19 protein-coding genes are annotated in these 22,123 nt (G+C 70.8%); 8 read left to right on the top strand and 11 right to left on the bottom strand.

Annotated features, from left to right (window positions below; translation table 11 throughout):
* Positions 1-201: 201 nt before the first annotated feature.
* The 6 genes from H5411_RS20595 to H5411_RS20570 all read right to left on the bottom strand — a co-directional run bounded on the left by H5411_RS20595 (position 202) and on the right by H5411_RS20570 (position 8,860).
* Complete coding sequence (locus H5411_RS20595; protein WP_183124701.1) at positions 202-1,362, bottom strand: VWA domain-containing protein; 1,161 nt, start codon at positions 1,360-1,362, stop codon at positions 202-204.
* Entirely contained in the window at positions 1,359-3,539 is a 2,181-nt protein-coding gene (locus tag H5411_RS20590; protein WP_183124700.1) for a DUF5682 family protein, read from the bottom strand. The genes H5411_RS20595 and H5411_RS20590 overlap by 4 nt, the downstream gene beginning before the upstream one ends.
* Entirely contained in the window at positions 3,536-4,621 is a 1,086-nt protein-coding gene (locus tag H5411_RS20585; protein ID WP_101439432.1) for an ATP-binding protein, read from the bottom strand. The genes H5411_RS20590 and H5411_RS20585 overlap by 4 nt, the downstream gene beginning before the upstream one ends.
* Positions 4,618-6,060 (bottom strand): DUF5691 domain-containing protein, encoded by a 1,443-nt coding sequence (locus H5411_RS20580; RefSeq protein WP_183124699.1) that lies wholly within the window; start codon positions 6,058-6,060, stop codon positions 4,618-4,620. Before H5411_RS20580 ends, H5411_RS20585 begins: the two co-directional genes overlap by 4 nt.
* 157 nt (positions 6,061-6,217) lie before the next feature.
* On the bottom strand, positions 6,218-7,531 hold the full coding sequence (locus H5411_RS20575) for an SWIM zinc finger family protein (protein ID WP_312878481.1): 1,314 nt from the start codon (positions 7,529-7,531) through the stop codon (positions 6,218-6,220).
* Positions 7,532-7,702: 171 nt separating this feature from the next.
* Positions 7,703-8,860 (bottom strand): NAD-dependent epimerase/dehydratase family protein, encoded by a 1,158-nt coding sequence (locus H5411_RS20570; RefSeq protein ID WP_101439434.1) that lies wholly within the window; start codon positions 8,858-8,860, stop codon positions 7,703-7,705.
* Positions 8,861-9,046: 186 nt separating this feature from the next.
* Here H5411_RS20570 and H5411_RS20565 point away from each other — a divergent pair, with 186 nt between their 5' ends.
* Entirely contained in the window at positions 9,047-9,553 is a 507-nt protein-coding gene (locus tag H5411_RS20565) for a GtrA family protein (RefSeq protein WP_101439435.1), read from the top strand.
* Here the strand turns inward: H5411_RS20565 and H5411_RS20560 are convergent.
* Together H5411_RS20560 and H5411_RS20555 are read right to left on the bottom strand one after the other, a co-directional pair.
* Positions 9,483-11,657: a glycosyltransferase family 2 protein gene (locus H5411_RS20560; protein WP_183124698.1), complete on the bottom strand. Its 2,175-nt coding sequence runs from the start codon at positions 11,655-11,657 to the stop codon at positions 9,483-9,485. The genes H5411_RS20565 and H5411_RS20560 overlap by 71 nt on opposite strands.
* Positions 11,654-12,598, bottom strand: a complete 945-nt coding sequence (locus tag H5411_RS20555) for an NAD-dependent epimerase/dehydratase family protein (RefSeq protein WP_101439437.1) — start codon at positions 12,596-12,598, stop codon at positions 11,654-11,656. The genes H5411_RS20560 and H5411_RS20555 overlap by 4 nt, the downstream gene beginning before the upstream one ends.
* A gap of 256 nt (positions 12,599-12,854) precedes the next feature.
* Between H5411_RS20555 and H5411_RS20550 the strand changes: the two genes are divergently transcribed.
* The 3 genes from H5411_RS20550 to H5411_RS20540 are packed head-to-tail and all read left to right on the top strand — an operon-like array spanning position 12,855 to position 14,996.
* On the top strand, positions 12,855-13,298 hold the full coding sequence (locus tag H5411_RS20550; protein ID WP_183124697.1) for an XRE family transcriptional regulator: 444 nt from the start codon (positions 12,855-12,857) through the stop codon (positions 13,296-13,298).
* Positions 13,299-13,309: 11 nt separating this feature from the next.
* Positions 13,310-13,903: a hypothetical protein gene (locus tag H5411_RS20545; RefSeq protein ID WP_246369099.1), complete on the top strand. Its 594-nt coding sequence runs from the start codon at positions 13,310-13,312 to the stop codon at positions 13,901-13,903.
* Between the two features lie 7 nt (positions 13,904-13,910).
* Positions 13,911-14,996, top strand: coding sequence for an MAB_1171c family putative transporter (locus H5411_RS20540; RefSeq protein WP_183124696.1), 1,086 nt, complete (start codon positions 13,911-13,913; stop codon positions 14,994-14,996).
* Here the strand turns inward: H5411_RS20540 and H5411_RS20535 are convergent.
* Positions 14,938-15,459, bottom strand: a complete 522-nt coding sequence (locus H5411_RS20535; protein WP_183124695.1) for a 2'-5' RNA ligase family protein — start codon at positions 15,457-15,459, stop codon at positions 14,938-14,940. The genes H5411_RS20540 and H5411_RS20535 overlap by 59 nt on opposite strands.
* A gap of 171 nt (positions 15,460-15,630) precedes the next feature.
* Between H5411_RS20535 and H5411_RS20530 the strand changes: the two genes are divergently transcribed.
* The 4 genes from H5411_RS20530 to H5411_RS20515 all read left to right on the top strand — a co-directional run bounded on the left by H5411_RS20530 (position 15,631) and on the right by H5411_RS20515 (position 19,995).
* A complete protein-coding gene (locus H5411_RS20530) occupies positions 15,631-15,792 on the top strand; it encodes a hypothetical protein (RefSeq protein ID WP_157905059.1) in 162 nt (53 codons plus the stop codon).
* A 122-nt stretch (positions 15,793-15,914) separates the two neighbouring features.
* Complete coding sequence (locus H5411_RS20525) at positions 15,915-16,715, top strand: alpha/beta fold hydrolase (protein WP_183124694.1); 801 nt, start codon at positions 15,915-15,917, stop codon at positions 16,713-16,715.
* A gap of 843 nt (positions 16,716-17,558) precedes the next feature.
* Positions 17,559-19,085, top strand: a complete 1,527-nt coding sequence (locus tag H5411_RS20520) for a CehA/McbA family metallohydrolase (RefSeq protein WP_183124693.1) — start codon at positions 17,559-17,561, stop codon at positions 19,083-19,085.
* Between the two features lie 94 nt (positions 19,086-19,179).
* Positions 19,180-19,995 (top strand): hypothetical protein, encoded by an 816-nt coding sequence (locus H5411_RS20515; protein WP_183124692.1) that lies wholly within the window; start codon positions 19,180-19,182, stop codon positions 19,993-19,995.
* 127 nt (positions 19,996-20,122) lie between these two features.
* On the opposite strand, the gene H5411_RS20510 is transcribed toward H5411_RS20515, so the two are convergent.
* Positions 20,123-20,887 (bottom strand): class I SAM-dependent methyltransferase, encoded by a 765-nt coding sequence (locus H5411_RS20510; protein ID WP_183124691.1) that lies wholly within the window; start codon positions 20,885-20,887, stop codon positions 20,123-20,125.
* Positions 20,888-21,008: 121 nt separating this feature from the next.
* Entirely contained in the window at positions 21,009-21,830 is an 822-nt protein-coding gene (locus H5411_RS20505; protein ID WP_312878478.1) for a trypsin-like serine peptidase, read from the bottom strand.
* Positions 21,831-22,123: the final 293 nt, after the last annotated feature.

The following is a 22,123-nucleotide window of genomic DNA, read 5'->3' as shown; positions in this document are numbered from 1 at the left end:
CCTCGGCTCGGCTTCCGCAGCGGCAAGGAGGGAGCCGTCATGGTCCGGTTGACACTCGTCGGGCTAGCTTGATCGGCTTCCTCGCTCCCTGAAAGGGAACGCTGGAGAGTCGCCGAACGCCGCGCCGCTCCACTTCCGCGCGGCTCGCCCGGCCCGGTCCGAGCCGCGTTCTCCCGCCGGGCGGGGTTCAGCGGCGGGCAGTCACTGCGCCGTGGCCGAGGCGGCCCAGCGGCTCAAGTCCTCCCTTCGGAGCGCGGCGGCCATCAGGTCCGGGAAAAGGTCCGGCGTGCAGGCGAAAGCGGGCACCCCCAGTTCGCTCAGCGCGGCGGCGTTCTCGTGGTCGTAGAACGGCGCCCCGGAGTCGGACAGCGCCAGCAGCGTGACCACTTGCACCCCGGACCCCACCAAGTCCGCCACGCGGCGCAGGAGGTCGTCTCGCACTCCGCCTTCGTACAGATCGCTGATCAGCACCAAGAGGGTCTGCTCCGGGCGCTCCACCAGTCCTTGGCAGTAGGCCAATGCACGGTTGATGTCGGTGCCGCCGCCGAGTTGGGTGCCGAACAGGACGTCGACGGGGTCGTCCAGGTGGTCCGACAAATCAGCGACCGCGGTGTCGAACGCGACGAATTTCGTGCTCAGCGCGCGCATCGAGGCGAGGGCCGCACCGAAAACGCCCGAGTACACCACGGATTCTGCCATCGAGCCGGACTGGTCGACAGCCAGGATCACGTCCCTTCGGACGCTCTGTTCCCGGCGGCCGAAGCCGAATAGCTGTTCGGGCACAACGGTTTTCAGCTCGGGGGAGTAGTGCTTCAGATTCCGGCGGACCGTGCGGTTCCAGTCGATGTCCGCGCCCCGGGGACGTTGGGTGCGGGCCGCGCGGTCCAGTGCGCCGCGCACCGCCGCTCGGGTGCGTTCGGTCAGGCGTTCTTCCAGCTCGGTGACCACCTTGCGCACGACGGCGCGGGCGGTTTCCTTCGTCTCTTCGGGCAGGACGTTGTTGAGGGACAACAGGGTGCCGACCAGGTGGACATCCGGCTCCACGGCGCTGAGCAGCTCCGGTTCCAGCAGCATCCGGGTGATGCCCAGCCGGTCCACGGCGTCGCGCTGCATGACCTGGACGACCGAGCCGGGGAAGTACTTCCGGATGTCGCCCAGCCAGCGCGCGACCCTCGGCGCGGAGGCTTGCAGGCCGCCGCTGCGCTCACCGCTGCCGCGCGGGTTCTTGGGCCGCTCGTCGTAGAGGGCGGCCAGCACGTTGTCGACGCCGGCGTCCCCTTCGGACAGTGCGTGGCCGGTACCGTCGGAATCGCCGCCCAGCACGAGGCGCCAGCGGCGGAGGCGTTCGGGATCGGTGGTCACGGGGCGGCTCCGAGGAGGGTGGCGAAAACCGGCAAGGCGGCCGCGGCGCGGATCTCGTCCAGGTCTTCGGCGAGCGTCGGTTCGGCCCGGCGGGTGCCGGACAGGGTGGCGGCGCGTTCGCCGATGGCGCGTTTCTCGGGACCGGCGAAGGCACCGAAAGTACGGCGCAGCAAGGGAAGCACCTCGGTGAAGACTTCCGGCGGGATCGAGGCCAGCCAAGTGTCGACGACGCGCAGCATGCGTTCGTCGTGGACCAGGAGGAGGGCGCCGCCGGAGAAGAAGCCTTCGACGTAACTCGCGCCGTCCGTCGGTGCGATGCCGGGCGTGAGCGCGCGGCCCAGCCGCAGTTCGACCTCTGCGGCGTCGAGCAGGTCGGCATCGTGCAGGAGACGCACGATGCGGCCCGCGAGCAGCGGCGGAAGCGTGTCGCGGGTCGACAGGCGGGCCAGGGCGGTGAACCAGCGGTCGCGCGCGGCGTCGCCCAGCAGATCGGTGGCTTCGTGGACGTTGTCGATCAGTTCGCAGAACTGTGCGGCGGCTTCTTCGTCGATGCCGTGCACAGCGGGCGGCAGCCCGGCACAGACCCGGGTGAGGATCCGGTCGGCGACTTCCTGCAGCTGCGCGGTGTCGGTGCCGCGGACGTCGCCGTACCGGGTCGCCCGGGCCAGCGGAGGCAGAGCGGTCATGAGGTGCGCGATGTCCGCGTCGGCGGCGGCGCGGGTGTCCAGGGCGGCGAGGGTTTCCGGCAGGGCGTCGCCCAGGTCGGCCAGGAGACAGCGTTCTACCGCGGCGGTGATGTCGGCGAGCGGGGGAGAGCCGGCGACGGTTTCGCGCACGACCGCGGTGGCGGCGGCGGGCACGGTGGTTCCGCGTACCGAGGCCGCGACCAGGTCGACTTCGAAACCCGGTTCCCAGCACAGGGTCCAGGTTTCGCGGAAGGTGCCTTTGGTGCGCACCGAGGACAGTTCCGGCTCGCCCCAGGGGATGCCGAGGATCTGCAGGCGGTGCAGCAAACGGGATCGGTCCAGGCCGCTGGGGGTGCGCAGGTCCAGATCCAGTTCCCGCGCTTGCGGCTCGCGTTTGAGCCGGAGCCGCCGGGCGGTGGCGACCAGGTCGGCGGCCAGCGGCGCCTGCGGAACGGTGTCCGGGACCTCGCCGAGCAGTTCGCCGACCACCAGCCGTCGCGTGACCAGGTCGGCCTGCACGTCGTCGCCTCCGCACAGGACCGCGCGAGTGGCGGCGTCGACCTCGGCCAGCCCGGCGGACGACCGGCCGCGCAGCGCGGCGAGCGTGTCGGCCAGCCGTACTGCCTCGATCACGTGTGCAGTGGAAACCGGCAGGTCTTCCTCTCTCAGCACTCCCGCGACGGCGGTGAGCCAGCGCGTGGTGACGTCGCCGGAGGTGCTGAACAGGTGGTGGTACCAGCCGGGGGAGCGGACGCCCGCGCCGTAGCCGGTGACCGACGCGAGCCTGCCGTGCGTCCACGGCACCCACGTGCACACGACCTTCCGCTTCGGGAGTCCTTTGAGGACAGCCTGGTCCCGGGACGCGGGCGGCAGCGGATCGGCCAGCGCGGGCACGTGCCAGGCCCCGCACACCACGGCGATCCGCTCGTAGCCTTCCTTCCGCGTCTTGCGCAGCACGTTCCGCATGTACGCCTCGCGCCGCTGCTCGTGCGGATCGTCCGGCCGCTCGCCCTCGCGCAGCGCGGTCATCGCGTCGGCGATCACCTCGAACGGCGATTCCTCGCCGCGGCGGGACTCGACGAAGTCGTCCCACCAGCGTTCCGGATCGTCGTATCCGCCCGCCGCGGCCAGTTCCGCGAGCGGGTCGGCGCGGGGCGCGGTCCGTTCCTCGCCGAGCGCGAACTGGTGCGCTGCCGGGAGATCGCAGAACTTCACCGGAACGCCGGCCGCGGCGGCGTACCGCAGGGCCTGCCATTCCGGGCTGAACACCGCGAACGGCCAGAACGCCGCGCGCGACACGTCGTCGGACGCGTATGCCAGCAGCGCCACCGGCGGCCGCATGTCGTCGTCCGTGGCGAGGTCGACGAGCTGGTCCGCTTCCGGCGGTCCCTCGATCAGCACCACGTCCGGTTCCAGCTCGGCGAGCCGGGCGGCGACCGCCCGCGCCGAACCGGGACCGTGGTGCCGGATCCCGAGGAGATGAGTGGTCATCCGGCGATCTCCTGGCCTGCCCGGTAGAAGTCGGCCCAGCCTTCCCGCTCGCGCACCACGGTCTCCAGGTACTCGGTCCAGATCGCGCTGTCAGCCACCGGATCCTTCACGACCGCGCCGTGAATTCCGGCCGCGACGTCCTGCGCGCGCAAGACGCCGTCGCCGAAGTGCGCCGCCAGCGCGAGGCCGCCGGTGAGCACGCTGATCGCTTCGGCCGTGGACAGCGTCCCCGACGGGGTCTTCACCGCGGTGCGGCCGTCTTCGGTGCGGCCGGCCCGCAACTCGCGGAAAACCGTGACCACGCGGCGGATTTCGGCGAGATCAGCGGCTTCGGCCGGCAGCGAAAGCGCGGCGCCCAGCTGACCGACCCGCCGCCGGACGATGTCCACCTCGGCTTCGGCGGTGTCCGGCAGCGGCAGCACTACGGTGTTGAACCGCCGCCGCAGCGCGCTCGACAGCTCGTTGACGCCCTTGTCCCGGTTGTTCGCCGTGGCCACCATCGTGAACCCGGGCCGCGCTTGCACTTCGGTGCCCAGTTCGGGGATCGGCAGCGTCTTCTCGGACAGGATGGTGATCAGAGAATCCTGGACCTCCGCCGGGATGCGGGTGAGCTCCTCGAGCCGGGCGACCTTGCCGTCGCGCATCGCGCGCAGGATGGGGCTTTCGACCAGTGCCTGGTCGCTCGGCCCTTCGGCGATGAGGCGCGCGTAGTTCCAGCCGTAGCGGATCTGCTCCTCGGCGGTGCCCGCGGTGCCTTGGACGAGCAGCGTGGAGTCCCCGCTGATCGCCGCCGCGAGGTGCTCGGACACCCAGGTCTTCGCCGTGCCCGGGACGCCGAGCAGCAGCAGCGCGCGGTCGGTGGCGAGGGTGGCGACCGCGACTTCGATCAACCGGCGCGGTCCGACGTACTTCGGGCTGATCTCGGTGCCGTCGTCGAGTGTCCCGCCGAGCAGGTAGGTGACCACCGCCCACGGGGAAAGCCGCCACGACGGCGGTTTCGCCCGGTCGTCGGCCGCGGCGAGAGCGGCCAGTTCGCCGGCGTATTCCTGTTCGGCGTGCGGCCGGAGGACGGGGGACGTCATGCGAGCTCCTTGTGCATTTCACGGCGGAAGGACAGGGTTTCGGCGACTGCGCGCCGCCACGGGGCGGCTTCGCCGGGAAGCGGGATTTCGGCCAGCGGGTGGCCGAGGCAGGCGACGGGCACGGCTTTCGCGATCAGCGCGGCCGCGTGCGCGACCAGCCGGTGGTCGCGCTGCCCGGCGACCCAGTCGAGCAGCACCGTGCCGAGCTCGGCGGGCCACGGCTGCGGCAGGTCGAGGATGAGCCTGGTGAGGGCTTCGATCGGCAGCCCGCGAGTCAGCTTCGCGACCGTGGCGGCCTGCTGTTCGGGCGACAGCACACCGATGAGCGCCGCGGTACTGCGTCCGCCCGGTTCGGCTTCCACGAGTGCTTGGGCCCACTGTTCGTTGCCCTGCCGAAGCGCGGCGGTAGCCCAGCTTTCGCGCACCACGTTCAGCGGCGGGCCTTCGACGAGCATCCCGGCCAGCTCGCCCGGGGTGCCGAGTTCGGCCCAGAACCGCAGGGGAGTGGCGGCGATGATCGCCCGCAGCCGGGCCGTGCCCTGTCCGGGCCCGGGCGGGACGCGGATGCCGTCTCGGATCAGGCTGTCGTCCGGTTCCGGCGGGGTGAATTCGAGGACGTCGGCCCGGAGCGCGCGGCTGCGGACAGTGACGCAGGCGCGCAGCCGTTCGATCATCCGCTCGCCGGAGGCCGAATCGGGGTACCGGCCGATCAGCCGCAGGGCGACCTCGCGCACCCCGGCCGCCCGGTCGCCGAGCGCGGCTTCGACGAACGGCTCGTCCTCGGCGGTGAGATGCTCGCCGAGCAGGGCCAGGAACGTCGCGCGGACGTCGGCCGGCTCGGTGCTCCAGGCCGCGGCGAGCGCTTCCCGCGCTCGGGCGGGATCGGCGACGAGCACGCGTTCCAGCCAGGCCTGCCGACGCGCGGCGGTGCCGAACTGCCAGGCGTCGTCGCTGGTGTCGTCCGCGGCGGCGACCAGGAACGCCCAGTCCGGGTTCCGTTCGCCGAGCCAGGCCCCGACCGGCCCGGCGACGGCGGCGAGCGGCGCCCGCAGCGACACGCGGGTCCGTGCCGCGTCGGCCAGCGCGGGGAGCCGCTCGGCGGGGACGCGGAATCCCTTGTCCGCCACCGTGGCGAGCCATTCCTCGACCAGTTCCGGACGGTTGGCGGAGAGCAGGTGCACGAGCCGCGCCCGCGCCACGGCCGGGATGAGCGGCCGGTTGTCCTCCGCCGCGGCAGGTTCGGGATCGACGCCGGTGAGCGGTCGCTGCCCGGCGCGCCGGTAGCCGGTGTACGCTGCCGCGGCGACGAGCGCTTGTTCGGCGGGTTCGGCGCGTTGTTCGGCGATTTCCCTTACCCCCGGCGGTAAACCGGCGGGGTCGAGGGTCCTGCGGCGGGTGCCGAGCAGGACGGTGCTGACCAGGTCGTTCCAGGCGGTCACGGCCGCACCGTCCGGTCGTGGAGCAGTTCGGCACACACCGCTGGGGAAGCGAAGGGGTGAAGGTCTGCGGTGGCGAGGGTTGGCGAGGCGACTTTCCTTGCTTCAGAAAGGAAACCGGCGCTCCCTTGGCAGCCGTGGACGAAGTTGTTCAACGCAGTCACAGCCGCACCATCCCGTCGCGATGCCAGCAGCTCAGCGGACGCAACCCCGCCGTCGTCCACTCCGCGGCCACCGTCACCGGGCGCTCGGCCGCGAGAGCCAGCAGCGGCCACGGATCCACCGCCGGCACCAGCGGCAGCGCCGCACCGTCCACATCAGACAGTGCCCAGCCGTCCCCGTGCCGGGCCGGGCGGAGGCCGGACAGCAACACGGGCCATCGGTCCAGCCACGGATCGGCCGCGAGCGCGGCAGCATGGTCGGCGAGCGCCGAAGCGAACGTGCTGCCCACCGGTCCGCTTTCCGGGGCCACCGGTTCCTCGCGATGATCGAACACCGCGCGCAGCGGCACCGCTCCCGGGTAGAACACCAGCTCTCCCGCTACGACGAACCCCGGCGGCAGCGAACTGTCCAGCGGACGTCCGGGCGGTGCGAACGACAGCACCAGTGCGTCCCGGCCGCTGCGTTTGCCCCGCAGCCAGGTGCGCCTGCTGCGCAGCGAGTCCTGCTCCTCGTCGATCGCGCCGGTGACCAGCCATTGGTCCGGCACCCGCTCGCCGGACTCCAGCACCTGCGCGTTGCTCACCGAGAATCCGAGCCGAGTCCGGACGGTGTCCGCGAGCGCGGCCGGCAGCGACTCCAGCCTGTTCGCCGCGTCCGCGAGCACGTAGACCAGCGACAACTCGGCCAGCAGCCGATCCGGCCAGTCGCGGCCGCGGCCGACCAATGCCGCCGCTCGGCGGAGGCCGTTCGCCAACCCGGGAGCTTGCGCGTCGACCATGCGCGAGGCGACCGTGTACAGCTCGTCGGCACCGCCGCGCTCGAACGTCGCGAACCCGGCGGACACCCGGTCGGCGAGCCATCCGCGCAGCTCAGCAGCCCCGGCGGTGACGCGCGCGAGCCGTTCCTGCGCCCGCTTCGCCGCCGCTTCGAGATCCTTTGGCGCGTCCGTCTTCTTCTCGGCTCGCTCCGTCCGCGCGGCCCGCTCGTCCAGCCACGCCCGCACCCATCCGGGCTCCTCCTCGCGGGGGAGCTGCCCTTCCGACCAGAGCAGCAGCAATCCCAGCGCGTGCTTGCACGGGAACTTCCGGCTCGGGCAGGTGCACCGGAACGCGGGCCCGGCCGTTTCCACGGCCGTCTGGTACGGCCGCTTCCCGCTGCCCTGGCACGCACCCCAGACGGCACGGCCCGACGCGCCCGCGCCCGACCATTTGGCCGGTGCGGCCTGCCCGCGCCCGGCCTTCGCCGACGCGGCGTCCGGCGCGAGTTCGAGCACCCGTTCCGGGCTCCACCGCGCCGCTGCTTCGTCCCCCACGTTTCCCTTGCCGCTCTTCCAGTTCCGTCCCCTTCAGGGGCTGACTCGAAGAGCATCCCACCCGCCACCGACAATTTCCGCGACGGAGGCGGAACGGAGCGCTGCTTTCCGCGCCGCGCCGACGCGTGCCGCGCTGGTCCCGACGTGCCTTCGGCGGGCAGCGCAGCGGAATCAGGAGGTTTCGACCGCTCCGCGCCAGCGCACCGTCGGGCGCAGCCGCTCGTCGTTCACCCGGTGCTTGTTAGCGCCCACGATGTCGAACATCGACTCGATCAGCGTGTCCGACAGCAGGTGCGGCTTCAGCCCCAGCCCGACGAGCCCGGTGTGCTTGACGTTGTAGTAGTGCTCCGGCTGCTCGACCCGCGGATTGTCGAGGTTCTCGATCTGCACCGGCCCGGGGAAGCGGTCGGCGACGAGTTCGGCGATCTCCCGCACCGACATGCTCTCGGTCATCTGGTTGAACACCCGGAACTCGCCGCGCCCGGCCGGATTCTCCACGGCCAGCCGGATGCACTCGACGGTGTCGCGGATGTCGATCAGGCCGCGCGTCTGCCCGCCCTTGCCGTACACCGTGAGCGGCTGCCCCAGCACGGCCTGGATGACGAACCGGTTGAGCACCGTGCCGAACACCGCGTCGTAGTCGAACCGGGTGGCCAGGCGCGGGTCGAGCGCGGTCTGCGGCGTCTGCTGGCCGTACACGACGCCCTGGTTGAGGTCGGTCGCGCGCAGGTCCCAGATCCGGCAGGCGAACTCGATGTTGTGCGAATCGTGCACCTTCGACAGGTGGTAGAACGAGCCCGGCTTCTTCGGGTACAGCATCCGGTCGCGGCGGCCGTTGTGCTCGACCTCGAGCCAGCCTTCCTCGATGTCGATGTTCGGGGTCCCGTACTCGCCCATCGTGCCCAGTTTGACCAGGTGGATGTCGGGGTCGATCTCGGCGATCGCGTACAGCAGGTTGAGGTTGCCGACCACGTTGTTGTGCTGCGTGTAGACCGCGTGCTCGCGGTCGATCATTGAGTACGGCGCGGACCGCTGCTCGGCGAAGTGCACGATCGCCGACGGCCGGAAATCCCGCACCGCGCCGAACAGGAATTCCGCGTCGAGCAGGTCGCCTTCGTAGCGCGCGATGCGCTTTCCGGACACCTCGTGCCACGCGTCGGTCCGGGTGCTCAGGTCTTCGATCGGGACGAGGCTCTCGGCTCCGAGCTCGACGTCGTACTGCCGCCGCGCGAAGTTGTCCAGAACAGCCACTTCGTGGCCTTTGTCCGACAGGTGGAGCGCGGTGGGCCAGCCCAGGTAGCCGTCACCGCCGAGAACCAGCACTCGCATCCGAGCACCCTTTCCTTTCGTTTTCGCGACAGGCACGGCCTTTCGTTGTACACGACGCCCGGTGTCGCGGTGGCAGATCCGAACCTAATCGCCCGCCGCTGATGTTCGGCTGGCAGTCAGCTGTGAATCCGCTGTGGGCCGGGGGGTCGCGCGGCGGAGCCGGCGGCCCGAGGGGAGACTGGGGACATGACGACGGTAACCAACCCGGCGAACCCGCGCACGACGGAAGAATCGCCCAAGCCGCGCCGCCGCGGCCTGGTCCGGTTCGTCCGCGCGGCCGCCAGTTCGGTGGCCGCGACGCTGCTCAGCCAGGCCACGCTGATCGCGGTGCTCGCCGCGGACGGGGCTCCGTGGCTGGCCAGCACCTGCGCGTTCGCGGCCGGGGCGGTGCTGAACTTCTTCCTCACCCGGCGCTGGGTGTGGGGCCGCCGCGGCCGTCCCGAACTGGGCCGCGAGCTGCTGCCCTACGTGCTCGTCATCTCGCTCGGCGGCCTCGCCTCCGTCGGGCTGACCACGCTCGCCGGCCACCTGCTCGCGCCGCTGCACCTGCCGCACTTCTGGTGGGTCGTGCTGCTTGACGCGGCGTACGTGCTCAGCTACGCGCTGGTGTTCGTCGCCAAGTTCACGATGCTCGACCGGTTCGTTTTCGGCCGCGACGCAGCACGTACCCCCGCCACCACGTCCCCGTCATGACCCGCGCGTAGTTCGCGCCGTACACGACGCTGCCGCCCTTTTTGCTCTTGCCCGCCTTGCGCAGCCGCATGCTCATCGGCCGTTCGAGCACGCGCGCCCCTTGCGCGGTCGCGCCCAGCAGCAGTTCCGATGACTGGTACTGCGGTTCGTTCAGCGGGATCGCGCACGCGAGTTCCGCGCGCAGCGAACGGAATCCGAACGACGTGTCGGTGATCCGCCGCCAGGTGAGCACCGACGCGAGCCACGCGAACACGCGCACGCCGACCCAGCGCATCCGGCTGTCGGCCTCTTCGTGGCCCAACCGCCGCGAGCCGGTCACGAAATCCGCGGTGCCGTCCAGCAACGGCGCGACGAGTTCGGCCATTTCGCTGTTGTCGTACTGGCCGTCGCCGTCGGTCGTGACGATGTACTTCGCGCCGTTCTCGGCAGCGAGGTGATAACCGAGGCGCAGCGCGGCGCCCTGGCCGCGGTTAGTCGGCGCGACGCACACGTACGCGCCATGGTCCTCCGCGATGGCCGCAGTGTTGTCCGTACCGCCGTCTACGACCACCAGGACGTCCACTGGCAGCCCGAGACATTCGTCCGGCATCTTCTCCAGCACCTGGCCGATTCCGCCGGCTTCGTTGTACGCGGCGATCACCACGGTCAGCTCGGACAGCTTCGCGCCGGGATGCCGGTCGCGGAAGTCCGCGATCGCGCCTTCGTCGACAGCGTCCGGATAACTGCCGAGACGACGATGGCTGGCGACGGTGAGCGTGGTGAACCCGAGCGCTCCGGCGACCGGCAACAGCACGAGTGCGGGAAGCTGGTAGCGCCAGGAAAACTCGAACACCGCGGAGGCGAACAGCAGGAGCAATCCGGTGCCCGCGGCGAACAACGCGCCGCTTCGAGCCGGGTGGCGCGGTTTCTTGCGCCGCAGCACGGTGAGCAGGCCGAGCAGCGCGAAGAACCCGAGCACCGCGCCGGGCACGAACCCGCCGTTGATCTGGTAGTCGCGCAGGAACACCGCGATCGGCTCGTCGACCTGCGGATCCGTGCCGTCGTACTGCTGCGTGACCGCTTTGAGCGCGGCGGGCTCGGCGAACTCCGGATAGGTCAGCTGGAACTGCCACCGGTCGATCGGCACGTCGGTGGGCGCGGTGTAGCGGGTGAACTGGAAGCTCTTGCCGAAGTCGCCGAGGATCGCCGTCGCGACGTCCCACCACTGCGCTTTCAGCGCGGTCACCGCGAATTCGTGCGCCAGCGCGCCCTTGTCCGCGCCGGGCGGCAGCGGTCCGGGCCACGCCGGGTCGAGATCGGCGTGCGTGTAGTTGTCGACCAGCCGGTTATCGACCGGTTCGGTGGGGCAGAACTGCCGTACGACCGGGTCCAGCTGCAGTTTCGCGCAATCCGCGACCGCGGCGGTGCGGCCGTAGAGCATGCTGCCGGACGGCCCGCTCAGCCCCCAGTTTCCGGTCTCCGCCTTGACTTGCGCCGCGTACGGGACCACGACGACGAGGATCCCGAGCAGCCCGATCCCGGCGTCGCGCCAGCCGCGCCACGAACGCCACGCGCTGCCCGCGGCGAGCACGTACAGCAGGAACGGCGCGGCGATCGCTACGCCGATCAACCGCACCAGCACGCCGAACCCGACCACGAGCCCGGCCAGCGCGATCCGCCGCCAGTTCGGTTTTCCCTTGGCCAGCACCAGCCACAGCAGGCCGAACAGCAGCGCTTCGAACAGCACCTCGGCCATGATGTTCTGCTCGATCTGCACCTGGTAGGCGTCGAGCAGCAGCGGTGCGGCGGCCAGCGCGCCCACCCAATTTCGCGCGCCGAGCCGCCGGGCGAGCGCGTAGATCCCGACCGCGATCGCCAGTCCGCCCAGATGCTGCACCGCGGCGACGAACGACAGTCCGCCGACCGCGAGCAGCGGCCGCAGCAGCAGGTCGTAGCCGACCGGGTTGATCCCGTCGGCGCGCAGGCCGTGCAGATTGTCCAGGTACCGGAAGGAATCGATGTACAGCAGCGCGGGCCGGTAGGCGATCCACGACAGCACCCGCAGCGTGGTTCCCGCGGCGAGGAGCACCAGGAGGAACGCGTGGCGGCGGAGGAATCCGGTCACGGCGCCTCGGCCCGGTCCAGTCCGGAGAAGTACTTCCAGGCCGTGGCGAGTCCGTCGGCGAGGGCGATTTCCGGGCGGTAGCCGATGGTTTCCGCGCTCGCCGAGACGTCCACGACCACCGCGGGCATCTCGCCGGCCGGCGCGGGCACGTGCTCGACCGGCAGCTCGGCCCCGGTCACCGCGCGCACGGTCTCGACCATTTCCAGCACTGACACCGAATGTCCGGCACCGACGATCGCGCGGCCGGTGTAGCCGCTCTCGTACGCGAGCGCGATCGCGCGCACGACGTCGTCTACGTGCACGAGGTCGCGCCGCTGCTCGCCGGTGCCATAGACCCGCACGCCTTCATTATTCAACGCGGCGCGCATCATTCGCGGGACGAAGCTGTCTTTGTGCGACATGCCAGGCCCGTACACGTTGGTGAACCGCAGCGCGCACGTTGTGATGCCGTACGCGCCCGCGTAGCCCGACAGCAGCATCTCGCAAGCGGCTTTCGTGGCACCGTACGGCGTAAGCGGCTTCGTGGGCAGGTCGACGGTGATGGTGTTAGTGCCGACATCGCCGATCACTGCGTTCGTGGACGCGAGAATGAAGCGCGGCACCTCGCGTACGCGACACAGTTCGAGAAGTTCTTGTGTCACCGCCACGTTCTCCGCGTACGTGTCGCGCGGCAGCTCTACGGACTTCAACACAGACGTCAGCGCGGCGAGGTGCACGATCCCGCCGACACCTGCTTCGACAGCTGCTTCGCGGGTTTCGGCGTCGCGCAGATCGCCGACGACGACGCGCACTCCCTCGTCCGTCGTCTCGTAGCGCACGCGGTCCACGACAGTGACCGGATAACCGCGCTCACGGAACGCGCGCACGACAGCGCGGCCGATGAAGCCGCTGCCGCCGGTGACGACGACGGGTGTCCTTTCGGGACTATGGGGGAGCGTCATGGCGCACAACCTACCGTCGCAGTCTGTGCGCCACTTGTGCGTCCCTCGCTCGTCTCGGACGGGCACGTCTTTCGGACAGGCACCGACGAGCGCGGGACCGCGTGCGGGCACCCCCAGCGACCGCACGCGGATCCCGGTGTTTAGTTTTCTAAACGGTGCGCGGGGCGAGTGTATCCGGAACGGGACGGCTGGTGTCAAGTTTTCGGGACGGTTATGCTGGGCGCTGTTACGGAGACGGAACGGTGGTGGGGGCGGCATGGCCGAGCAGGAACAGGAGCGCAGCTTCGCGGAGAGGCTGGCGCACCTGATCGCGACCGTGCATCCGCCGGACCGCAAGCCCTACTCCTACCGCGAGATCGCCCAGGGCGTCGCCGACGTCACCGGCGTGAGCATGTCGGCCACGCATGTCCAGCAGCTGGCCGTCGGCGCGCGGCGCGACCCGAAGCGGTCGCACATCCAGGCTCTCGCGCGGTTCTTCGGCGTGCCGGTCACCTACTTCTTCGACGACGAGGTGGCCGGCCGGGTCGACGCGCAGGTCGCCGACGTCGTCGCCTGGCGCGACACCCAGGCCCGCGAGCTGGCGCAGCGCGCGATGCGGCTGTCCGAGCGCGACCGGCAGACCGTATCCGCGCTGATGGACCAGCTCGGCAGCTACGCCGAGGACCGGGATCGGACCCGGCGCGGGCGCAAGCCCGAGTGATCAGGGCGGCTATGCTGGCGACGGCCGGAGCGCCGGGGGCCCCCTGGTGCACCCGGCTGGTCCAGCCGCCGATCGCCTCGGGAGGGGACATCGACCCGACCGTGCGAGCGCGCGCCCGCGACCGGGTGCGCGACCTGCTGGCGCACGTGCCCGCCCCGCGGCCGTGGTCGATGAACGCGTGGATCGACCGGCTGGAACGGCACCGCGGCCGCGACATCGACCTGGTCGCGGTCGACTACGCGCCCGGCCAGCCCTCCGGCGCGTGGCAGCGGCACGACGACTTCGACCTCATCGCCTACGCGGCGGGCACGTCGTCGCTGCACCAGGACCACATCATCGCCCACGAAATCGCGCACCTGCTGTGCGAGCACCGCGGCGAGTGCGTGCTCAGCGACGCCGAAGCGGCGACGCTCGCGCCGGATCTCAGCGCGCACCTGCTGTCGCATCTGCTCACTCGCGTCACCACGAATTCCGACGAGTACGAAGCCGAGCTCATCGCCGTGTTCCTGATGAGCGCCGCCACGGCGGACAGCGCCCAGCTGCGGCCGGGCGCGTCCGGACGGGCAGCCGACCGCGCGCGGCGCTTCGCGTCACTGCTGGGGTAGCGCGCGGATGATCGACGCTCTTTTCTTCGGGGTCGGCCTGCTCGCACTCGCGGCCGGGATCTGGCGCGCGGTGCGAGCGCGGCGGACTGGCGCTGGGGCGGGGCTCGCGACCAGCCTGATCGCGCTCGGCGTCGCGTTGTGCTTGCTCGCCGACAGTGCGCAGGCGATCGAGAGCCAGCTGTACCCGAGCCTTGGGCGGCTGCTGTCGAACCTCGCGACCATGGTGGCTGCGTACGGCATCGAAGTGACTGTCGCGGAGATCGGTGGCGTGGCAGAGCGTCGACGGCGCGCGCGGCTCGGCGCGTTGATTGTCGCGCTGGTCGTGCTCACCGCGTCGTTCTTCGCGACGAGCGGGCTTCATACGGGCGTTGGACTCTTCGACGAGCTGTACCGGTCGAATCCGACACTGGTTGTGTACATCGCCGTCTACACGCTGTACCTGGGCTTGGCCGTGGTGGACATCGCCGTGGTGTCGGCCGGAGCGGTGCGCGCGGGCAAGGGTGCGCTGCGGGCCGGTCTCGGCATCATGCTCGTGGCCTGTGTCTTCGCTTTCGCTTATTTGATCGGCAAGATCGTCGATCTGCTCAGCGATCTGACCGCCGAGCATCCGGTCACGAAGCTGTGCCGCGGTGCGTTTTCGACGGTTCGGTGCACGCTCGCGGTCGGCTTCCCGGCGATTTCGGTGCTGCTGATCGTGGTGGGGCTGACGGTGCCGGCGTTGCCCGCGCTGGGACGGGCGGTGCGCGACGCGCGGACGCGGGCGGTGCTGCGGCCACTGCGGCAGCACCTGGCTTCGCGGTACCCGGACGTCGTCCGTCTCGACGACGCGTCGGGAACCGGACGGGAGCGGTTGCTGACGATGATGAGCGAGATCAATGACGGGCTGCTGCTGTCCGGCGTCGGTCCCGAGCTGTCGCCGAGCGCGGCGGCGCGGGTGCTGCGCAGCTCGGCCGCGACGGTGCCGGACGAGCCCGCGGAACCGTCGGCGCTGCCCCAAGAGACCGCCTTCGCGGCCGATGTGGCCCGGCTGCGGGCTATCGCGCAGGCGTTCCGAGCGGAGCCGACAGCCGGAGCCGCCAACCCTGCTCCGTGAGGACGACGAGGTGCAGCGTTTCCGCGCGGGCGGTGACCGGCAGCGCTGCCCTCGCTCGTTCGGCGACCTCGGCGCGCTGGTCGTCGGTGCCGCCGAGGGCGATCGTCAGGTGCGCTGGCGGGTGCGCCCCGAAGCGGCCGCCGTACGGGGGCGTGTCGGGCCAGTGATCGCACACGGCGTCGGCGAGGGGCTGGAGGGCGGGTGCGGCCGCGGCGACGAATCCGGGCGCGAGGACCAGGTCGGTCAGCTGCACTTCCGTCGTCGGGAAGTTCGCGGCGAGCTGGCTGACGTCGGCGTCGGTCCAATCGGTGAGCCGGTCGGCGGGCAGGAACGGGTACAGCGCCGTGACGTGCGGCGGAAGGCCGGGACGGACGAGTCCGGGGTCGACGGCCGCGGCGGCTTCGAGCAGGACGGCGGCGGACGGGAGCGTGACGACGAGCGCGCTGGTTCCGGGCGTGGGCACGGCCCCGATCCTGCCGGACCGCCCTCGCCGCCGCACCGGAAGGGGCCTCTCGCACCGGAAAGGAAAGGCAACCCTTTCCCTTCTGCTTCTTTCGGGGAATTCCGCCTGACCGAACCCTAAGTCTTCCCCAAGTCCGCCGACGGCGATTCTTCGCGGTCCTACACTCGGTGGATGAAGATCGTCCTATGGACCGCATTGTGCGGATTGTGCGCCGTCACCGGCCACGTGCTCCTGGGCGTCGTGGCGGGTTTCCTTCTGCTGGCTTGCGTTCCGCGCCGTCCCGCCGCGGGGCGGCCGGCGCCCGAAAGAGAATTGATCAGTTCCCGCGGCTGACTTTCCGGGAATTCTCCCGGAAATTGCCGCCCCTGCGCCCGGCTGCCCTCCTCCCGGCCGCCGGGTTCCGGAATTGTCGGCACCGTGCGGTACAACGGTGGCCGGCGAACAGGGAGGGAACGATGCATTACGTCGAGCACGGTTCGGGCACGCCGGTGCTGGCCGTCCACGGCTGGATGCCGGACCACCGCCTGATGACCGGCTGTCTCGAACCGGTCTTCGCGCGGCGGCCCGGATTCCGGCGGATCTATCCGGATCTGCCCGGAATGGGCGAGTCGCCGGCCGGGTCCGCGCGCGGGTCGGACGACCTCCTCGCGGCGCTGGAGGACCTGGTCGACGACCTGATCGGCGACGAGCCGTTCCTGCTGGTCGGCGAGTCGTACGGCGGTTATCTGGCGCGCGGGCTGACGCGCGCGCGACCCGCGCAGGTCGCCGGGCTGGCGCTGGTGTGCCCGGTCGGCCGTCCGGTGCCGGTGCTGGAGCGGGACGTGCCGGACCACCAGGTGCTGCGCGCCGACCCGGACCTGATGGCGGGTCTCGATCCGGCGGAGGCGGAGGAGTACGGGGAGGTGGCGGTGGTCCAGTCCGCGGAGACGCTGGCGCGTTTCCGGGCGGACGTCGCGCCGGGCCTGGCGGTCGCCGACCGGGCCGCGCTGCAGCGGATGCTGGCGGGGTGGACCCTTTCGGTCGATCCGGAAAGCGGTCCGGTGTACCGGAAACCGGCGCTGATCGTGTGCGGCCGGCAGGACGCGTCGACGGGATTCGCGGAGCTGTACGGATTGCTGGGGCACTATCCGCGGGCGAGCTACGCGGTGCTCGACCGGGCGGGGCACAACCTGCAGTTCGAACAGCCGGTGTTGTTCGAGGCGCTGATGGAGGAATGGCTGGACCGGGTCGCGGAGGCGAGTGATGCGGTGGGGTGAGGTTGCCGGGTGCCGGACGCTTTGTGCGGGCAGCGGGTGGACTCTTGGTTTATGTAGTGCCGTGCGCCGGTTGGTCTGGGCAGATCTTCGCGGCTCGGTGGTGCGAGAGCGATGGGGCTTCGGCGGTGAGTGCCTGATGCTGCTCGATCTGCGAGGCGGCGATAGGCCGTGCCCGGCGCTTGGCTCGTGCGCGGAGCCCGGGCTCGCAGGCGTCGGCGGTCGGGCTCTGGCGGTGGGCGATCGGTGAGCGGGTGAGATGCGATCGCAGGCGCCGGACCTGGGCAGCCGCGGTTCTCGACCGGAGTGTCGCGGCAGTTCGCTGGCGTTGCTTGCCTTGCGAGCCACGAGAATCCGCGCCCGGGAGCTGGACCCGCGCGGGCTGACTTCGGCCTGAGCGACTGGGTTCATGCTCGGTGAGCTGAGGCGTCGCGCGATCGGTGTGGCGGCGCGAGTTCGTGCCTGGCAGCCGATTCGCGTGCCTCGCGACCGGCCGGGGTCGGCGCGGGCGAGTGCCTGGCATCGCTGTCGTCCGCTCGGCGGCCAGGAGTCGCTGCATGGCACCCGATTGGCGGCGTCGTCCGACTGGAGCGTCGCAGCCGAGCATGCCCGCCGATCATGGCTCGCTGTCCGATGACGGCAGGGGGCTGGCTCCCATGCCGTGATTCCGTGCGGAGCAGGCGAGCGCGGTCTCGGGTGCCTGCTGAACCGCAGAGGGCCCGGTGCTGGGCAAGCAGAGGGCCCGGTGCTGGGCAAGGCGAGTCGCCGAGTGTTCACCGCAGCGTCGTTGAAGGGGGTGGGCCCGGCGGTTAGCGTCGGCGCGACTTCTTTGCTGCGGAGGTAGGCATGTCCACTGGGGAACTCAACCGGCGCAACCTGTTCCGGGCCGGAGGCGTCGTGGCGGCGGGGGCGGCGATGAGCATGCTGCCGGGCGTCTCGTTCGCGGAGTCCGCGCCCGGCACCGGGCAGCAGACGAAGACCGTCACCGGCACTTTCCGTCCGGACGTGCCCGACTGGTACTACCTCCCGGTCGATGTGCCGCCCGGCGTGAAGCAGATCGACGTCGTCTATTCCTACGACCGCCCGTCGGTGCCGTCCGGGACTCGCGGAAATGCTTGCGACATCGGGATGTTCGGCCCGGAAGGGCACGAACTGGGCACCCGGCGCGGCTTCCGCGGCTGGTCCGGCGGTTTCCGCGACCGGTTCTCGATCAGCGCTTCCGAAGCGACGCCCGGTTACCTCGCCGGACCGATCACGCCCGGCCGCTGGCACGTCATCCTCGGCCCGTACACGGTCGCGCCGCAGGGCTTGAACTACCGCGTCGACATCACGCTGACGTTCGGCCAGGACATCTTGAAGCCGTTCCGGCCGAACCCGGCCCCGGAGACCGCACCCGCGCGCGACCGCGGCCGGTCCTGGTACCGCGGCGACTCCCACCTGCACACCGTCCACTCCGACGGCAAGCGCACGCCAGAGCAGCTGGTGGCGGACGCCCGGGCAGCTGGTCTGGACTTCATCGTGTCCACCGACCACAACACGTCCAGTTCGCAGCTGGTGTGGGGCAACTACGCCACCGACGACCTGCTGATCCTGAACGGCGAGGAGGTCACCACGCGGTCCGGGCACTGGCCCGCGATCGGCGTCCCGGCCGGCACGTGGATCGACTGGCGCTACCGCGCTTCCGACCCGCGCGACTTCCGGCGGTTCACCGACCAGGTGCACCGCGCGGGCGGCTTGGTCACCGCGGCGCACCCGTTCGCGAACTGCTTCGGCTGCACCTATGAGTTCGCGTACGAGATCGCCGATCTCGTCGAGGTCTGGAACGGCCCGTGGACCGCCGACGACGAAGCGAGCGTCACGCACTGGGACGGCCTGCTGCGCGGCGGCCGGTGGATCCCGGCGATCGGCGATTCCGATGCGCACAACCCGGACCACACCGTGGCGCTCCCGCACACGGTCGTCCAAGCGGACCGGCTCGGCCGGGCGGAACTGCTCGCCGGGCTCAAAGCGGGCCGGTCGTGGCTCGCGGAATCGAAGGACGTGCAGCTCGACTTCTCCGTCTCCGGCGCGGGCCGCACCGCGGGCATCGGCGGACGGCTCGTCGCGGACACCGGCACGCCGATCGAGGTGCGCGCGGTCGTTCGCGGAGTGCCGGGCACGACAGTGACGTTCCTCGACCAGCTCGGCCCGGAGCACAGCGAAACCGTTCCGGAGTCCGGCACCGCGACCGTGACGTGGACGACCTACCCGCGATACAGCCGCTGGGTCCGGGTCGAGGTGCGGCGTCCGTCGGGCGGCCCGAAGACGACGACGCCGAACGCCATGGTCGCCATGTCGAACCCGATCTTCCTGGGCGCTCCGGACGCCGGCTGACCCGACCCGACCGTCTCGCGGCCGGGACGCCCGGGCAGACTGTGCACTTGAAGTGGGCAGTGGGGAAGGGCGGGCACGGGTGCGCGGGTGTGGCGTGCGGGCGGCGATCCTGGCGGTCGTCGTGGCCCTCGCGGCGGTGGTCGTCGTGGTGGTCATGTTCTCGAGCAACAACGAGGTGAAGACCCCCGGCTGCACGGTCGCGCTGCCGAAAGGCCCGAACGACGCCTCCGCGCCGCAGTACACGCTGCAGCCGGAACCCATGAACAACGCCGCGATCATCGCTGCCGTCGGCGTCAAGCAGGGCCTGCCCTCGCACGCCGTCACGGTCGCCCTCGCGACCGCCCTGCAGGAGTCGAAACTCCGCAACCTGAGCGGCGGCGACCGGGATTCGATCGGCCTGTTCCAGCAGCGCCCGAGTCAAGGCTGGGGCACTCCCGACCAGCTCCAGGACCCGGTGTATTCGGCGACGGAGTTCTACAAGAAGCTCGTGAAACTCGACAACTGGCAGACGATTCCCGTCACCGAGGCCGCGCAGGCGGTGCAGCGCTCCGGCGCCCCCGAGGCGTACGCCCAGTGGGAAGACGAAGCCACCGCGCTGACCGGCGCGCTGACCGGCCAGTACCCCGCGGCGCTGACCTGCCGGAACCTGACGCTGAACCCGCCGGCGAACCTGGTGACCGTCGCGAACGCCGAACTGGGCACCGTGCGCTTGAGCGGCGCCCATCCGGCCGCGGAAGGCTGGCGGATCGCGAGCTGGCTGGTGGCTCGCGCGGCGAAGCTGGGCGTGGACCGGGTGAGCTTCGCGGGCCAGACGTGGACGGCGGAGTCGGGTGCGTGGGCCGCGGATGAGCAGGCGGGACAGAATCTCTCGCTGCATCAGGCACCGGTCGCGCCGCCCAGTTCCGGCTGACTAGTGCTGGGGCCGGGCAGTTCGATGCTCCGGCGCTGAGGTTGTCGCCGAGCCGCGCCGGTGTGTTCTGGGGATGGCCAAGGCTTGATCGCTCAGGGGTCGATCGCCGCGTCGCGCCCTACGAGTCTCAGTTGCCTGCGGTCGCCGTGGCGAGGACTCTGCGCGTCAGATCGAAGGCCGACAGCACATGGACGCCTTCGTCGTGAAGGGACCGCAGAGCGGGATCCTCGCCCGGGTCGAGCGCCGCGGCTTCCTCCCACATCGCACGCTCCGCAGCCCGCCACTGCGGACGCTCCCGGACGACCACGTTCGAGAATCCCGCGCCGGTGAGGCCGGTTTCGGCGTCGACTGCCCGGATTCGCGCCGGGACGCGCTCGTCCGCAGGAGCAACGGCTTCCCAGGTCGTCAGTGCCACGCGTCCGCCCGGACGGAGCACGCGCCGTATCTCCCCGAACGACGCGGCCGTCGCCTTGAACTGGATCGCATCGACGCATACGACCGCGTCGACCGACCCCTCCGGCAAGGTCGTGTCGGCGAGGTCGCCCAGACGGAATTCGGCGTTCACGGAATCGAACTGCTGAGCCAGGATCCGGGCTTGATCGAGTGCCGCCCGTGCGAAATCGACACCGATCAACCGCGCGCCGGTTCGTGAAGCGATCTCTAGGCCATACCCGCCGCGCCCGCACGCCAGATCCAGCAGCCGGTGCCCGGGCTCAAGCCGCAGAGCCTCGACGACTTCCGCGATGCCGTCCCACGTAAGCAGGCTGCTCGACAGCAGCCGCGGCGGCAGTCCCAGATGTCGCTGGTGGATTTCCTTGTGGGCGACGCTGTCTCGCATGTTCGAGTACCACTCGTCGAAGTCTTCCGCCGACGGCGCTGATCCGGAACTCACCGCAGCCCTCCCCGGTCCAGTCCACAGTTCCCGTCGCTGAAAACTACGCCGGAACAGCGAGATGCGGCGACAGCTGACGCTGATCGATCGTGATCGTCGCCGCATTCGTGCCCGGTGCGGTTCAGCTGATCGCCGAGTTGTAGAGCTGTGTGATGTCGTCGTCGAAGTAGGCGCTGTAGGAGACGTCGGGGGTGTCGCCGCCGGTTTGGTAGCCGCCGATGGTGCCGATGACGGTGCCGGTTCCGGTGTTCGGGTCCTGGTTGATCACCCACGGGCCGCCGCTGGTGCCGTCGGGGAAGCCGGGGCAGGCGACGCGTTGCTGGTAGGTGTCGGACTGGGTCGTGACGCCCGTGCAGACGACGGGTTGTTCGGTGCCGTCGGGGTATCCGGTGAGGGTGATCGTGTGCGAGAAGCCTTGGTTCGTGCCGAGCTGGTTGGCTCCGGTGATGCTTTCGAGGCTCGCGGAACCGGGCTGGGCGACCTTGAGGAACGCGAAGTCGAGGTCCTGATCGGACGAGGACTTCCAGCCGTCGGCGACCGTCGCGGCGGTGACCTGCCAGGTGCCGTACGGGGCGATGCCGTCGTGGTAGCCGGGCTTGAAGGTGATGCCGGAGACGTCGCCGCTGACGCAGTGCGCGGCGGTGAGGAGCAGGTCGCCGGTCGGGCTGTGCACCACGCTGGCCGAGCAGAAGTGGTTGCCGCCGGAGAACAACGCGCCGACGGTGGGGCTTGCCGTCCCGGTCGTTGGGGTGCTGGAGGAGTTTGTCGTCCCGGTGCTGCGGGAATCACCGCCGGTCGAGACAGCCGGGGTGCCCGCGCCGCTCGGCTGGCTGGCCGCGCCGGCGACGTCAGCGGTGTCGACGACGGCGTTGGCGCCGCCGGTCGCGACGATCGCCGCCGCCGCGCAGACGACCAGCGCTGTCCGGGAAACGTTGACTCTCACACTTCAAGATGACCATGCCGACGCCCGCGAGGCACCCCATACGGCCGGATGCACAGCAACCTCACAGCGCTTGCACATCGGCTCACAGCAGGAGATCTGGACCCGGTGCACCCGAGATTTTCCACCCGCGCGGGGGTGAGTGCGCGCCTCGTCGGCGGGTGCGCCGGGAGGTGTCGTTCGCCTCCCGGCGCGCCGCCTCCGCATCAGGCGGCGGGGGCGTGACCGGCCAGCCTGGGGGACTGGCCGGTCAGCTGCCTGCTGTGCGGGCAGCCTGCGGGACGCCGTCGGCCGCA

Source organism: Amycolatopsis echigonensis, assembly GCF_014174495.1.
In the GTDB taxonomy this organism is placed as follows: Bacteria; Actinomycetota; Actinomycetes; order Mycobacteriales; family Pseudonocardiaceae; genus Amycolatopsis; species Amycolatopsis echigonensis.
This window is presented reverse-complemented; position numbering and strand designations above follow the sequence as displayed.